The organism is Pseudomonas sp. P42, assembly GCF_017973755.1.
Classification (GTDB): Bacteria; Pseudomonadota; Gammaproteobacteria; order Pseudomonadales; family Pseudomonadaceae; genus Aquipseudomonas; species Aquipseudomonas iridis.
The window spans coordinates 702398-717041 of sequence record NZ_JACOPU010000001.1 but is presented as its reverse complement, the minus strand read 5'-3'; the positions used below and the strand labels follow the sequence as shown (position 1 = coordinate 717041).

The following is a 14644-nucleotide window of genomic DNA, read 5'->3' as shown; positions in this document are numbered from 1 at the left end:
TCCCGACTTCTTTCCTTTTTGATCCCCCGCAAAGTCCGCGCACCTTTTTCACATGCGCGAGTGACTGCGAATGCTTCCACCCGATCGGCTTCTGCCCCTGAACAACAGCATCGGCCTGCTGGTGGTTGCCGCCCTTAATCCCGAGCACCCGGACTTCGAAACCCTGATCCGGGAGTTTCGCCTGTGCCTGAACAATTACGAAGCCTGGGCCGAACAGTTCTGGATGGGCTCGGCGCTGGATATCGAGCAGGTGTTCAAAGTCGGCAACGACGTCAACCTCAGCGCGCCCGTCAACAGCCGTAAACCCATCAGTTCTTCAGTGTTGATGTGTCCGGCCAGCGGCCCCTTGACCTTGGTGCACATGTTCGAAGCCGCTCGCTTTGTACCGATCGGCAACACCCCGCTGACACTCGAGCCGGTGATTGCCGACGTCGGCGGCGTTTTGACCTTCGGCGAACCGCAACATTATGAAATCGGCCCGAGCGGCATTCTGGAGTTGAGTGATTGCGACCGGGGCCAGCGTTATCGCATCACCTTCTTTCCTGATGTTTCCACCCGGCATGTCCGGGCGCTGTATGCCTCTTATGAAAGTGTCATCAGTGGCCTGGAAGACTGGTTACGCGGTGAATGGGCAGGGTTTCAGCCGCTTTGGACGGAGTTTTCCAGCGCCGGATTTCTCGAGCGCTTCGGTCAACTGCAACAGGCCGATTGGCGCGGCTTCGAAAAGGCCTTGCAAGGCGTCTGGGATGACATCAAACAACTATTCGCCCTGCTCGCCGACTTGCAGGCCAACAGCGAAAAGCTTCTGGATTACCTGAGCGACATTGAGCTGGACGCTTTGCTGCAGGCTTCCCACGAAGCGATTGCCAACGGCCTGTTGATGCTCAGCGACGAGCCGCTTTTGTTCATTCATCTGGCGGCGTTCACCGGTTGGCTGAAGATGCTGCCGCCGCAATACCTGGCGGAAGTGGTCGCAGAAGTCCGTGTCGAGTTGTTGATCAGTTTCCTGTTGATGCGCGTTTCTGGCGGCATTGGCTTGCAGCTGCGGTTGAGCAGCAAAGTGCTGGCGAAAATCAAATCGCCGCGCGCGCGGGAATGGCTGGCAGCTTCTGCTTTGCGCCTGGCTGAACTGAATTCCTCGCCTGATTTGACTCGCCATGCCGGCGTTTTGAAACCGCTGGTGCTCAATGTGCGTGACGTTGAGCTGAAACCGACGCCGTCGATTCCGCTGAACATTCGGCAGGCCGATTCCGTGATTTTGACGGTGGCGAATCCGGCCCCACTCGCACGGGACAAGTCGCATGGCATGAGCCGGATGGAGCGTCATGAGCCTCACGATGACGCGCCGGACCAGGCAAAAAACCCCAACGGCAACAGCGCCGATTGCGTGCCGCAGACCTGTACCAACGGCTGCCCGGTGTCGATGGTTACCGGCGAAGAACTACTGACCCTGAGCGATGGCGTGCTCGATGGGCTGCTGCCTTTTGAGTTCACAAGGCTGTATCGCACCAGTGCCGCCGAGATCGATGTCGGGCTGGGGTTTGGCTGGAGTCATTCGCTGGCGCATCGGCTGGAGTTCGATGGCGACTGTGTTGTTTGGGTTGATCATGAAAACCGGCGTACGCGGTTCCCGTTGCCGAGTGTTGAGCGCCCGGCGATTCATAACAGTCTGTCGCGGGCGGCGATTTTTCTCGGGGATGAACCGGAAGAACTGATCCTCGCGCTGGCGGGGGAAGCGGCACGGTTTTATCACTTTCGGGCCGGGCGGCTGACAGCAATCAGCGATGCGTATGGCAATCGTCTGCGCATTGTTCGGGATCGGCAGGATCGGGTTCAGCGTCTGGACAATGGTGCGGGTCGGGCGTTGTTGTTGCGTTATGACCGCCAGCATTTGGTGGCCGTCGACTATCAGTCGTTTCAGCAGGATGAATGGACGACTGAGCAAATCCTCGTCAGCTACCGCTACGACGCCTATCAGCGTCTGGTCGAGGCGACCAATGCAGTTGGCGACAGCGAGTGTTACGACTACGACGATCAGCACGTCATCCTCCAGCGCCAACTCACGGGCGGCGCGAGTTTCTTCTGGGAGTGGGAGCGGTCAGGGAAATCGGCGCGTTGCGTCAGGCACTGGGCGTCGTTCTCGCAGATGGACACGCGCTACGTCTGGCATGACGACGGCAGTGTCGTCGTGCATTACGTCGATGGCACCGAAGAAACCTACGTCCACGATGACCGCGCACGACTGGTGCGCAAGGTCGAGGCCGATGGCGGCGAACACCTCAAGGCCTACGACGGTTCGGGCCGCTTGGTCGCCGAGCAGGATCCCTTAGGCGCCGTCACCGAATACCGCTACGACGATGCCGGACGGCTGATCGCGCTGCTTCCGCCGGACGATGTGCCAACGTCCTACGAGTACCGCAACGGTTTCCTGCACAGCCGTTCCCGTGGCGACGCGGTATGGACCTACCGACGCAATGCTCAGGGCGATGTCACTGAGGCGGTCGATCCTGATGGTCAGGTCACGCATTACCACTACGACGCTCGCGGGCAGCTGCTGTCGATCCGTTACCCGGACACCAGTCGGCACGTGTTTGTCTGGAACACCCTTGGTCAGCTAGTTGAAGAAACCCTGCCCGATGGCGGTGTGCGGCGCTTTTCCTACGATGCACTGGGGCGCAGGACTACCACTGCTGATGAACACGGTGCGGTCACGCGTCAGCATTGGGACGCTGTTGGCCGACTGGTCCAGACGACTTCTCCTACGGGGGCCACTCGCGCCTACAGTTATGGCGCCTACAACCAGGTCACCGCCGAACGCGACGAGCTCGGGCGCATCACCCGTTTCGAGTATGACGACGACCTGCACCTGGTCTCGCGTCGGATCAACCCCGACGGCACGCGGGTGCAGTACCGCTACGACCATGCGCAACTGCTGCTCACCGAAATCGAGAACGAGTCCGGCGAAAAGTACCGACTGGACTACACGCCGACCGGACTGATCCGACAGGAAACCGGCTTCGACGGGCGGCGTACGGCCTACGCCTACGACCTCAAGGGTCATCTGCTGGAAAAGACCGAATTCGGCGATGACGGCTCGGTGTTGGTCACGGGCTACGAGCGCGATGCGGCCGGGCGCTTGCTGATCAAGACCTTGCCTGACGGGGGCAAGGTTATCTATCAGTACGACCGCCTCGGTCGGCTGACTGGCGTCGACGACGGCCAGAAACATCCGTTGGCCTTCGAATACGACCTGCAGGACCGGCTGATCACCGAGCATCAGGGCTGGGGCACGCTGCGTTATGCCTACGACGCCTGCGGCCAGCTCAAACGCATGCGCCTGCCGGACAACAGCAAGCTCGATTATCAGTACGCCAAGGGCGGCGCACTGACCGCCATCCACCTCAATGGCGCGCCGCTGACGCAACACGTCTATCAGTCGGGCCGCGAACAACAACGTCAGCAAGGCCTGCTGCTCAGCGAATATGCCTACGACGATCAGGGCCGACTGCTCGCCCACGCCGTAGGCCATCAGCACGATTCGCTGTACCGCCGCGATTATGCCTACAGCGCCAACGGCAATCTGGAGCACATCGCCGACACCCGTCACGGCCAACGCACCTACGGCTACGACGCTCTCGACCGCCTGATCCGGGTGCGCCACTCACGCGACGAACTGCCGGAATCCTTCGCCCATGACCCGGCCGGCAACCTGCTCATGCAGGAGCGCCCCGGCCCGACACACATCAAGGGCAACCGCCTGCTGATGCAGGGCGATCGCCACTACGACTACGACGCCTTCGGCAACCTGATCCGTGAACGCCGCGGCACCGCGCAGAAACTGGTCACCGAATACCGCTACGACTGCCAGCATCGCCTCATCGGCCTGACCCGCCCCGACGGCAAAACCGCGACCTACCAGTACGACGCCTTCGGCCGGCGGATCAGCAAAACCGTCGACGGCGAAAAAACCGAGTTCTTCTGGCAAGGCGACCAGCTCGTCGCCGAAAGCAGCAAAACCCAGCACCGCAGCTATGTCTACGAACCCGGCACCTTCCGCCCGCTGGCACTGCTCGACGGCAAAGGCCCAAGAAAGGCCTGCCCGTTCTACTACCAACTCGACCACCTCGGCACCCCCCAAGAACTCACCGACTACAGCGGTGAAATCGTCTGGTCGGCGCAATACGACGCCTACGGCAAAGTCGCCGCAATCACCCTGGCCGGCAAGGAATACCTGGATCAACCGCTGCGGTTTCAGGGGCAGTACTTCGACGCGGAAAGCGGGCTGCACTACAACCGGCATCGGTACTACGACCCAAGGCTTGGGCGGTATCTGACGCCGGACCCGATCAAGTTGGCGGGTGGGTTGAATCAGTACCAGTACGTGCCGAATCCGACGGGGTGGGTGGATCCGTTGGGGTTGAGTTCTAACTGTCCTCCGCCGGGTAAGCCGGGTTGTAAGGTGCCGGGTGCGACAAGTGATTCGGTTGTGGAGGAAGCTAACCCAGAGCTCCCAAAGCCGAAATCTCGCCCTCAAGATTTCGGAAGTGAAGAAAAACTTGTTGGTCATTATGAAAAGCATGGTGCAGAGTTCAAGGCCGTGAGCAAAGAACAATATCTAAATATCGCCAGAGAGGTAGTGAGTCAGGGCACACGTATCGAATATGAATACAAGGGGGAAACCCGGTCTGGCTATCTACAACTTATGGGAAACAATCGGAAGGGAGAGGCAAAATTCGCTTTTGTGGGTACAAACCAAAACAATGAAATTACAACGTTTCATGCAAAAAGTGGAAAAGAGTTCTGGCGAACGATAAATGGCGACGGAAAAGACAAAACAGTGAGTCCCGCGGATGACTAAAAAATACCTTGCGCATGTTATTGAAATCGACCCGTACGTCGAAGACCTGATCGTACTTCGCGTGAACGGTGTGACATTCAGAGGCTTTGCAAGCTACTGCCCTTTTGTCTTTGACGTAGGAAAAACTTATGAAGTCGAGTTGGAAATGGTTTTACCCGAAGAGTTAGCCATCTCGAAGCTAGAGAATGAAGAAGAACGCATCGAGATGCTCGGCAATGGTTTTTCGTGTGAAATTCATGGCCGATTAGAAGGAGATATCTTCAAATCATTTGTTGAGTTTTCGGATCAGGGGCTTCACTACGATTACCCACACCTCAACGAACAGTTCGTGAAAATAACAGCGGAAAGAATTGACGTGTCGTTCTGATGAAAAAAGATTCAATCATCTTTAGTGCGGTCTTCACCTGATTCATCGGCCCCCTCATCCTCCAGCGGCAAATCATCTCGCCCCAACGGATCCGTAGGCGAAGGCAACGGATATTCAGGCGTGTCATCGACCTCATCGCTCTTCAACTCACCACTCATCTCACACCTCTCAAAGGGCCTGAAAAACACAGGCCCTGAAGATTCGGATTTCACGCTGCCAACACGTTCATCCAACGAACATTCGGTCACTGCTCATCCTCCTCCTCGTCATACTCACCATCCAGTGCATCATCCGAATCATTCAACGGCACCGTCGCATCGTCCATAACCGACCCCGGATCTTCATTCCCCGGATCGTTGATGAACGGCAGCCCGCTTGAACCTTTTTCTTCCTTGCCTTCAGTTTCGGGAGTCATGGCATACCTCGGGATTTCGGGGGAGTGTATGACGTTCGAGACAACCTGCCGCCAATCGTTCCCGAGTCCGATGAGCAGAAACGAAAAACCCGGCGCAAGGCCGGGTTTCTGTTTAAACATCAATCAACGATGTTTGTTCTTATGCTTGTTCTTGTGTTTATGACCACCACCGGAATGAGACTTACCGCCATCGTCACCCAGGTTGTTGCCGACAGCACCACCTGCCGCGCCACCCAAGCCTGCACCGATGGCCGAACCGGTTGAGCCGCCCAGGCTATTGCCGACCACTGATCCGCCGGCGGCGCCGAGGCCGCCGCCAATAGCGGCTTCCGTGCGACTGCGTTTATCCGCCCCAACCGCACTGCCCGCCGCGCCGCCCAAACCTGCACCCACCGCAGCGCCAGTGCTACCACCAAGTTGTCCGCCAACCACGTTGCCCAACGCACCACCCAAGCCACCACCGACGGCGGCAGTGCCGTCGCCAGCAGCCATCGCGCCTTGAGCAACCAGCAATCCGAAAAACAGTGCAGATAATGACAATCGCATTTGAACCTCACAGTTCCCGAAGCGGGACAGTCCGCCCGTACAAGGGCTTATAAGCTATTGGAGGCGTTAGCGGGAGAAACGTTCAGCAACGGAAAAGCCCGACATCAAGTCAGGCTTTTTCTGACAGGCAATCAATCTCAGTGACGCTTGTGGCCTTTGGACAGGTTGCTGCCCACCGCACCGCCAGCTGCACCGCCCAAGCCCGCACCGATAGTCGCACCATTTCGGCCACCGAGGCTGTTGCCGATCACCGAACCGCCGGCCGCGCCGACACCGCCGCCAATGGCCGCTTTGGTCCGACTGCCCTTGCGTGCCGCCACCGCACTGCCCGCTGCGCCTGCTACGCCCGCGCCGATCGCGGCACCGGTGCTGCCGCCCATTTTCTGACCGACTACATTCCCCAGCGCGCCGCCCAGTCCACCGCCCAATGCCGCAGTGCCATCGCCGGCAGCCATTGCTCCTTGAACAAAGAAGAGGCCAAGAACCAAAGCAGGGAGAGTTAAACGCATGACGAAACCTCAAAAACAGAGAAGACAAAAAGGGCCGGGATTGGATGTCGCCAAAGGGCAAACGTCCAGACGGAACCAAAGCACAGCGAGCACTTGGCGCCGATTTGACCGCGATTCTGGAAAAGGTTTTACGGCAGGCAAAAAAAAGCCCGCTGGGGAGACGGGCTGGAGAGTTGCTTTCTAACGGATGGCTTCACCTTAATCCGGACTACGTGAAAAGTTTGTGAAAAAAAAGCACTTCTTTAGACCATCTTGAGAATGTATCGGCGGTCAGCGATCAGACGTAAAAAAACCCCGTTCAATGACGGGGTCATGTCGAGAAAGCTTATTTTCTGGCCCGGGCCATCACCTTGGGAAGAAATTTCGCCTTCGGCCCTTTCGGCGCTGCGGATTTGATCTTGGCGTTCTGAATCGTGTCTTCGCCAAAGCCCGACTGGTACTCGCTCTGTCCGCAGCGTACGCAGTTGTTGAAGGAAAATTCAGCGCCATCGTCTTCGATATACGGTTGAGTCATGCCATCTCCCCTTCATAACAGGTCGACACCGGCAAAACCATCTCGCCTGAAAAGTATCGGCCCCTCAGAATTTTGAGACTAGCCGGTCATTACTGGACTTGTTATTCAGATCGGCCGACGCCCGACGAATGGCCTACAAACATTCAACGCCGCGGCGGTTCGCTCAGCGCAACTTCACCGCTGTACCCGTCACGAACACCACAACCATGCCGCCCTTGCCCGCCGGCATGCTGATCTGGAAATCCAGTCCGACCACCGCATCTGCCTGCAAGGCACGCGCTCGTTCCTTGATCTCGTCCGTGGCCTGAATGCGAGCTTCTTTCAATGCTCTCTCCAGCGTTTGCGACCGCCCCCCAAAAAAGTCGCGCATACCGGCGAACATGTCACGGATCACATTGACGCCTTGCACCGACTCGGCACTGACGATGTCCAGATACGCGGTGATCTGCCGGCCTTCGATGGCGTGAGTGGTGGAGATGATCATGAACGTCGTCCTTTTACTGGCAATAAAACCGCGATTGTAATGCTCAAACCAGAATCAGCCGATCACTTCACACGCTCCGGGAAAATCCCAGAACCAAAAACCCCCGACTTATTTCAAATCAGGGGTTTGGCGTATTTGGGGAACATCTCGTCTGTAGAAAGCGCCGGGTATTGCGAGGCTGTCCAGGCACCCGGCTCAGATATTCTTAAGATCCAGGTGCAGCTTGAACAGCTCGGTGTCGGTGCGCACATTCAACTTACGCATCGCGGCCTGTTTCTGCCCACTGATGGTTTTGCGACTGCGCAAGAATTTATCGGCAATTTGAGAAACAGACATTCCCTCCAGGCAGCAGCGTAGCACTTCACGTTCTTTCGGCGACAAGGCTGGGTAGTCAACGAGCGTATCGGCACCCTCGACGGGACTGTCCTGACCTGTTGTCGCCAGAGCTGTTTGAGGTGTCGAATCCATTTCAGCAGACATGGCCGGCGAAAGGTACAAGCGGTCCAAGGCCACTACCCGAATCGCCCGTACCAACTCTTCAGTCGGCTGAGACTTGCCGAAAAAACCATTAGCCCCCGCGCGAATGGCCATATTGACGGTCGCCAGTCGCTCAATGGAGGAGAAAATCAGAATTCGCATCTCTGGATAGTGATTGCGCAGCAACTGGATCAATCGCAAACCATCCAGTTCCCCATCGCTCAGTTGATAATCAAGAACCAGCACATCCACCTGCTGAGTGCGCAGTGCATCAAGTAGCTCAGGACTTCCTGAATAGATCCCTGTCACCTTGAAATCCGACTCCATGGATAATCGTATTTCCAAGGCTTCACGGATCAACGTGTGATCGTCAAGCAGCACTATTCGCAAGGGTGAAACGACCGACCACTTCATTCAGGACTCCAAAACACCGGCAAAAGCCATCAGACAATTCCTACAACTCTGCGAGACTCGGAGCACCATATCCTAAGACCGAGATGAAATAAATCGTCGGCAGTTCTGCCTATAGCGCCGATTACGACGAAATATTTCCCATTTGCGCACAATTGCCGGAGAAAAGAGGCAGACATCAGCGGACCGGGTATACGCAACGGCAAAGGGTGTAATCGACGCTGCTATTCGCTACCTCACCTTTGGGACAATCTGGTTTCCTCCCGATACACCGCGACCAGCGTTATCCGCGTCGAGCAACGCGGGACAAGGCCGCGCAGGCTTGCTAGATTCATACTATGAGCCCCACGGATTCACTTGGAATCCCTCCTGATGACCAGCGCTCTCAACGGAACTGAACGGCCTTGAATATTTCTTTTTTTTTATTCGCCTGGCCAGTGGCTGTGCTGCTGGCAGGCTTATTGACAACGAATGTGCAGGCTCAACCGCCGAAACCGACTGAACTGTTGGTCAATGCCCCGATCACGCCACCACACGTCAACTTCGATGCGCAAACCCTCGCTTGGCTCAGTAAGCGTCCCGAAGTCACCGTGGCCATCTGGAGCGGTGCCCTTCCGCCGCTGCACATGGGGTTCGAGCAAAGCAAGTTCGAAGGTGTTGCCGCCGACTACTTGGGGGCTCTGCGCGAAACGACCGGGTTACAGCTCAGGATTTTGCGTTACCCGACCCGTGCCAAAGCCCGCGAAGCACTCGAGCAAGGCCAGGTCGACATGCTGGCAGTGCATGATGTCAGCGAAGGCCAGGATGGCGCGATCACCCAGTCCCGACCCTACCTGCTCAATCACAAGGTCATTGTGCGGCGCATTGGGGAAACCCTGCCCCCCCTGGAGGATCTGAAAGGTCAGCGATTAGCCTATGTCGGTGACGATGCGGTCGGTGCCCAACTGCACAAGCAGTACCCGGACGCGACATTGATCCAGCACTCCAACCATTTGATTGGCTTGGCCTCCCTGATGTACGACCAGGCTGATGCCTTCTGGACTGACGCCATCACCGCCGAATTTCTGATCCGCCTGCTGTATAGCAACGACGTCTATATTTCAGGTGCGGCCCTCTCCACCTCTGCGGACATCAACTTTGCGGTCAGTGATCGCAAACCCCAGTTGCTGGCAGCAATCAACAGCACGCTGGACGCGATTCCGCCCGCCGACATGATGCGGATCACCATGCGCTGGGGGCTGAGTAATGATTTCGTGGTCGATGAACCACCGTTAAATCTCGACCCCACCGAAACTGCCTGGCTGGCAGCGCATCCCAAAATCAAGGTCCTGGTGGCCGGGTCCTACGCGCCGCTGACTTTTTTTGATGACCGTGACCAACTGCAAGGGCTGAGCGCGGACTTGTTGAAAATCGTCCAGCAACGCACTGGCCTGCAACTTGAATTTGTCCGCAGCGGCAGCGTTCCAGACATGCTCAAAATGCTTCAGAGCAACCAGGTCGATCTGATTGCCGCGCTGACCATCGGCGACTTGCGTCTCAATGCCAGACAGTACACCCGACCTTATCTCATCAGCCCGTTTGTCGTGATCACCCGACGCTCAGGTACCCCCATCAATAGCCTTGAAGAGCTCAAGGGCGAGCGCCTGGCCATCCCCACCGGTAATCCACTTTCAAACTGGCTTCTACAGCAGCATCCCGAGATTGTTCAGGTTCCGGTCGCCACGGCGGCGCGAGGCATTGAACTGCTTTCCGAGGGGGATGTGGGTGCCAGTGTGCACACCCAGTTCGGTGCCGACTATTTCATCAAGCATCATTTCCTGCAGGACCTGAGAATTGCCGCCGTCATCGGCCCCACCCCTGGTCGGGTCGCCATGGTCGTCGGCACGGATAACATGATCCTCAAAAGCATCATCAACAAGGTACTGCTGGGCATTCCTCCCGAGGAGCTCAAGACCTTGAGTGACCGTTGGCGCAACCACGCAGCGCCCGCCGTTGCCAGCTCCTGGAGTACCTATAAGGACAGTGTTTATCAAATCATTGGCGTCGCCGTCGCCTTCGTTCTGGCGTTCCTGATCTGGAACTATTACTTGCAAGTCCAAATCAAGAAGCGTCGCAAAGCCGAGCAGGCCTTGGGCGATCAATTGGCTTTCAGTAAAACGCTCATCGACGGTTCGCCCATTGCACTCTATGTGCGCGATAAGGGCGGAAAACTGGTGCACTGCAATCGCGCCTACCTCGAATTCCTGCAAACCACTCAGGAAGAAGTCATCGGTAAGACCCTGCTCGAGGCCGGCATTATTTCTTCGGCGCTGAGCCGTCAGTATCACCAGATTTATCGGGACACCGAGCAACATGGCGAGCCGACCTTCGCCGACCTGGAAATAGACGTGAAAGGCCTTCCACGCCGCATCTATCACTGGACCCTGCCTTTCCAGAGCAGTGCCGGAGCGTTTGCCGGGGTTATCGGGGGCTGGCTGGATATCAGTGAACGCGAACAATTGGTAGAACAACTGCGCCTGGCCAAAGCGGTCGCTGATGACGCCAACGAATCCAAATCGATTTTTCTGGCCAGCATGAGCCATGAAATCCGCACGCCCATCAGCGCCCTGATCGGGCTGATCGAAATGCTCCGGCTGCGCGGCGGCAGCGCTCAGGAAATCGAACAGAATCTGGCGGTGGCACATCAGTCAGCACAATCATTGCTGTCCTTGATCGGCGACATCCTTGACCTGTCGAAAATAGAAGCAGGCGCCATGGTTCCATCGCCGCGGCCTGCCCATCTCGGCGAAGCCCTTCACTCCATTCACAAACTGTTCGAGGTCAATGCAAAAACCAAAAACCTGACGTTCGACCTGATGATTGAGGCCAGCGACCAACAGGTGATCATCGATCCATTGATGCTGAACCAGATCGTTGCCAACCTGACCAGCAATGCCATCAAGTTCACCCAGGAAGGTTTTGTCGAGCTGTCCTTGATACAACTGCCTGATGATCCGGAAACGGGTTTTGGGTGCTATGCGATCGAAGTTCGCGACTCGGGCATCGGGCTAAATGAATCGCAGCAAAAAGCCATTTTCGAGCCCTTCGTTCAAGTTTCACCCAACGTCAGTGGCCAACGAAGTACCGGACTGGGGCTAAGCATTTGCACACGTTTGGCGACGCTGCTCAACGCTCGGTTGAGCGTCCATAGCCAACCGGGCAAAGGCTCTTGCTTCAAGCTGCAATTCAAAGCCGAACGCACGCAGGAAGATGCCCGCCAAGCCTCACCTCAACCCGTCATTCGAACCAACCATCGCCTGAACATTCTGGTGGTTGAAGACCACGCGCCCAACCGTCTGCTGTTGTGTCAGCAACTCGAATACCTTGGCCACCGCGCAGTGCCCTGCGATGACGGTGAAACCGCGCTGGCACAGTGGATGCACGCCGATCCACCGTTTGACCTGACCATTACCGACTGCAATATGCCGCGCATGGACGGCTATGAACTGACCCGGCAAATGCGCGCCATCGAACAGAGTCGTGCAGTAGCCGCCCACCCCATTTTTGGCCTCACCGCCAATGCCCAGTCGCGGATCATCCAGGATTGCCTGGATGCCGGCATGAGCCAGTGCTTGTTCAAACCCATTGGTATCGAGGCTTTGACCGAGCAAATCAACGCGGTTTCGAGCCAGGTCGCGCGCCGGGTCCACGCCAATCAAACCGTCGGCGGTGAGCTACAGAAGTTGCGCGTGCTGTGTCCGGACATGTATGCGCCGCTGGTTGACGAACTGGTGCGCACCAACCAGGAAGACAGCGCAAAGCTTGAAAAACTGCTGCGTGATCACGACTTCGAAAAAATGGCAGCGTTGGCGCACAAAATCAAAGGTGGAGCGCAAATGACTGATGCCCGGGTGTTGATTGACGCTTGTGTGCAGTTAGAGTCAGTGGCACTTCAAGGCGATATCGCCTCCTGTGAACAGCAGGTCAAAGTGCTATTGAGCGCCATGCACTCACTGGAGCGGTCATTGTTGGACGACCTCTAGCCCATCTTGAACGACGCCGGCCCACCTACTGCGTAAGAGTGGGCCGAACATGCCAATTGCCCTCAGCGCTCTGCCCCCCCCAACCACGCCGACAAGGTGCCTGCCCCGGCGTATTGGCGCAGGATCGCCTGGTAACCGTCAAAGCGGTTGGTGATTTCACTCACCCGATTGCCGTAGTGGTCGCTTTCAGCCGACAGCACATCCAGCAACGTACGCTTGCCCAAGTGATACCACTGCTCATAAAACGCCACACGAATACCATCGGTTTCCACCGTCAGGTCGCGGTACAACTCGGCCCGCTCCAGAAAGGTCCGGGCTTCGTGGTTGGCGGTACGGATTCGGTATTCCAGGTCCAGCCGCTGTTGCTCCACTTCTTGTCGACTGGCCTCGGCGCGCTGCAACGCAGCACGTTCCGACGCCCGTACCGAGCCGCCGCGAAAGGCGCCCCAGGTCACCGCAAGGTGGGTTTCCCAGGGTTGTTCACGGCCCTGGGAATCTTCAGCGGTGGATTTGCTGACCACCCAGTTCAACTGTGGCAACGACCCGGATCGCACGACCTTGGCCTGCAATTCGGCGGATTCGGTCTGGGCCTTGGCTTGATTGATCACCGGGTGATCTTCGGTCTTGGACAACAGGTGATCGAGGTTGGCCAGGCGGATGTTCCACTCCTTGGTACGCGGGATCATGATCGGCCGATCACCGACCAATTTACGCAAAGTGATTTCGGCGTCCCTGGCGCGAGTGTCCGCCGAATCTCGTGCAGCCTGAGCTTGCAACTGGCGTGCCTTGGCCTGGGTCAGTTCGCTGGAACGACCCTTGTCCACGGCGACAATGCCGGCGAGCATTTTCACCAGTTCGTTCATCCGGTCCACGTACTGCTGGCTGAGATCAACAATGATGCGCTGTTTACCTAACTCCACCAGCGTGGTGGTCACCTCGAACGCCGAGTTCTCCAGTTCTGCGTCAATCGCCGCCGTGGCCGCCGTGGACAAATGACGACGGCTGTCGATGGTGTTGCGAATCCGGCCCCAGTCATACACCGGCGTAACAACGTTGAGGTTGATACCGGTACTGCTGCCGTCACTGTTCTCTGACCCCGAACCGAATTTTTTCGAACCAGCCGTCGTGCCCAAGTCCACCTGGGGATAGCGCTGACCCTTGGCTTCATCGATGTCGGCATCGGCAGCCGCGAGTTCTGCGTGGGCCCGTTGCACCGTGGGGCTGCGCTCGGCGGCGGCCTGCACGGCGCGGTGGAAAATCCCTTTGAGCTCCTGTTCCGAAGGGCCCGCCGCGGCGCCCTGACGGCTGGCCAATTGAACTGGCAAACCGCTCGTGCCCAGCGCAGAGACGCCAGGCACCGTGCTCGGGCGAATCGCCGAGGCAGATGTCGTGACTGGCTTGAATGTCGACACCGTGTCTCTTGGCGCTGCCGCCGTGTTTGCTGACCTTTCGCTCGGGCGCGCCGGCGCAAAAGTCACCGTGGCCGGGTCCGTTACCTTGGAAAACTGCAGCCCGCCGTCATTCGACCGTGGAGCCCTGGCGACGGTGTTCACCGGTCGTGAATAGCTCGTAGCCGGTGTCGACGGTTTGGATGCTGCAGGCGCAACAGGCTGGGACGCCGTCACCGATCTGAACTCTACCGGCGTGGCAGGCTTGGCTGTTGCACTCGGCTTGAACTCCACTGGCGCGACAGGCTTGGCCGTTCCCACCGCTTTGAACTCCACCGGCGCGGCAGGCTTGGCTGTTGCCCTCGGTTTGAACTCCACTGGCGCGACAGGCTTGGCCGTTCCCACCGCTTTGAACTCCACCGGCGCGGCGGGCTTGGCCGTTCCCACCGCTTTGAACTCCACCGGCGCGGCGGGCTTGGCCGGCGCCGACACGGGAGCGGCATTGAACGTCAGCAATTCATCGCCCACGACACTTGACGAGGCGCATGCCGACAGACACAAAAACAACGAGCGCAACAGGTAAAAGCGGTTACGCGGCGCAAACAGGTCCTGAGCCCGCAATTCATACTGCGGGAGATTTTTGGTCGTCATGA

11 protein-coding genes are annotated in these 14644 nt (G+C 57.7%); 3 read left to right on the top strand and 8 right to left on the bottom strand.

Annotation, left to right across the window (positions count from 1 at the left end; genetic code table 11):
* Positions 1 to 70: 70 nt before the first annotated feature.
* On the top strand, positions 71 to 4858 hold the full coding sequence (locus H8B20_RS28180; protein ID WP_210622342.1) for an RHS repeat-associated core domain-containing protein: 4788 nt from the start codon (positions 71 to 73) through the stop codon (positions 4856 to 4858).
* The gene (locus H8B20_RS03395; RefSeq protein WP_210622341.1) at positions 4851 to 5225 is read left to right on the top strand and encodes a hypothetical protein; all 375 of its coding nucleotides are present in this window, start codon (positions 4851 to 4853) and stop codon (positions 5223 to 5225) included. Before H8B20_RS28180 ends, H8B20_RS03395 begins: the two co-directional genes overlap by 8 nt.
* An 11-nt stretch (positions 5226 to 5236) precedes the next feature.
* Here the strand turns inward: H8B20_RS03395 and H8B20_RS03390 are convergent, their stop codons facing one another.
* The 7 genes from H8B20_RS03390 to H8B20_RS03360 form a co-directional block, all read right to left on the bottom strand.
* Positions 5237 to 5473: a hypothetical protein gene (locus H8B20_RS03390; RefSeq protein ID WP_210622340.1), complete on the bottom strand. Its 237-nt coding sequence runs from the start codon at positions 5471 to 5473 to the stop codon at positions 5237 to 5239.
* Positions 5470 to 5640, bottom strand: coding sequence for a hypothetical protein (locus H8B20_RS03385; RefSeq protein WP_164488108.1), 171 nt, complete (start codon positions 5638 to 5640; stop codon positions 5470 to 5472). The genes H8B20_RS03390 and H8B20_RS03385 overlap by 4 nt, the downstream gene beginning before the upstream one ends.
* Positions 5641 to 5763: 123 nt before the next feature.
* Positions 5764 to 6186 carry a YMGG-like glycine zipper-containing protein gene (locus H8B20_RS03380; protein WP_115148196.1) on the bottom strand — a complete coding sequence of 141 codons (423 nt, stop codon included), beginning with the start codon at positions 6184 to 6186 and terminating at the stop codon, positions 5764 to 5766.
* 137 nt (positions 6187 to 6323) lie between these two features.
* Positions 6324 to 6695, bottom strand: a complete 372-nt coding sequence (locus H8B20_RS03375) for a glycine zipper domain-containing protein (RefSeq protein ID WP_042558471.1) — start codon at positions 6693 to 6695, stop codon at positions 6324 to 6326.
* A 325-nt stretch (positions 6696 to 7020) separates the two neighbouring features.
* Positions 7021 to 7209: a hypothetical protein gene (locus tag H8B20_RS03370; RefSeq protein WP_150595639.1), complete on the bottom strand. Its 189-nt coding sequence runs from the start codon at positions 7207 to 7209 to the stop codon at positions 7021 to 7023.
* 163 nt (positions 7210 to 7372) lie between these two features.
* Positions 7373 to 7693, bottom strand: coding sequence for a YbjQ family protein (locus tag H8B20_RS03365; protein ID WP_210622339.1), 321 nt, complete (start codon positions 7691 to 7693; stop codon positions 7373 to 7375).
* A gap of 195 nt (positions 7694 to 7888) precedes the next feature.
* The gene (locus H8B20_RS03360; RefSeq protein ID WP_210622338.1) at positions 7889 to 8584 is read right to left on the bottom strand and encodes a response regulator transcription factor; all 696 of its coding nucleotides are present in this window, start codon (positions 8582 to 8584) and stop codon (positions 7889 to 7891) included.
* Positions 8585 to 9054: 470 nt separating this feature from the next.
* On the opposite strand from H8B20_RS03360, the gene H8B20_RS03355 reads away from it, so the two are divergent.
* Positions 9055 to 12603: a transporter substrate-binding domain-containing protein gene (locus H8B20_RS03355; protein WP_210622337.1), complete on the top strand. Its 3549-nt coding sequence runs from the start codon at positions 9055 to 9057 to the stop codon at positions 12601 to 12603.
* A 62-nt stretch (positions 12604 to 12665) separates the two neighbouring features.
* Here the strand turns inward: H8B20_RS03355 and H8B20_RS03350 are convergent, their stop codons facing one another.
* Complete coding sequence (locus H8B20_RS03350) at positions 12666 to 14642, bottom strand: TolC family protein (RefSeq protein WP_210622336.1); 1977 nt, start codon at positions 14640 to 14642, stop codon at positions 12666 to 12668.
* Positions 14643 to 14644: the final 2 nt, after the last annotated feature.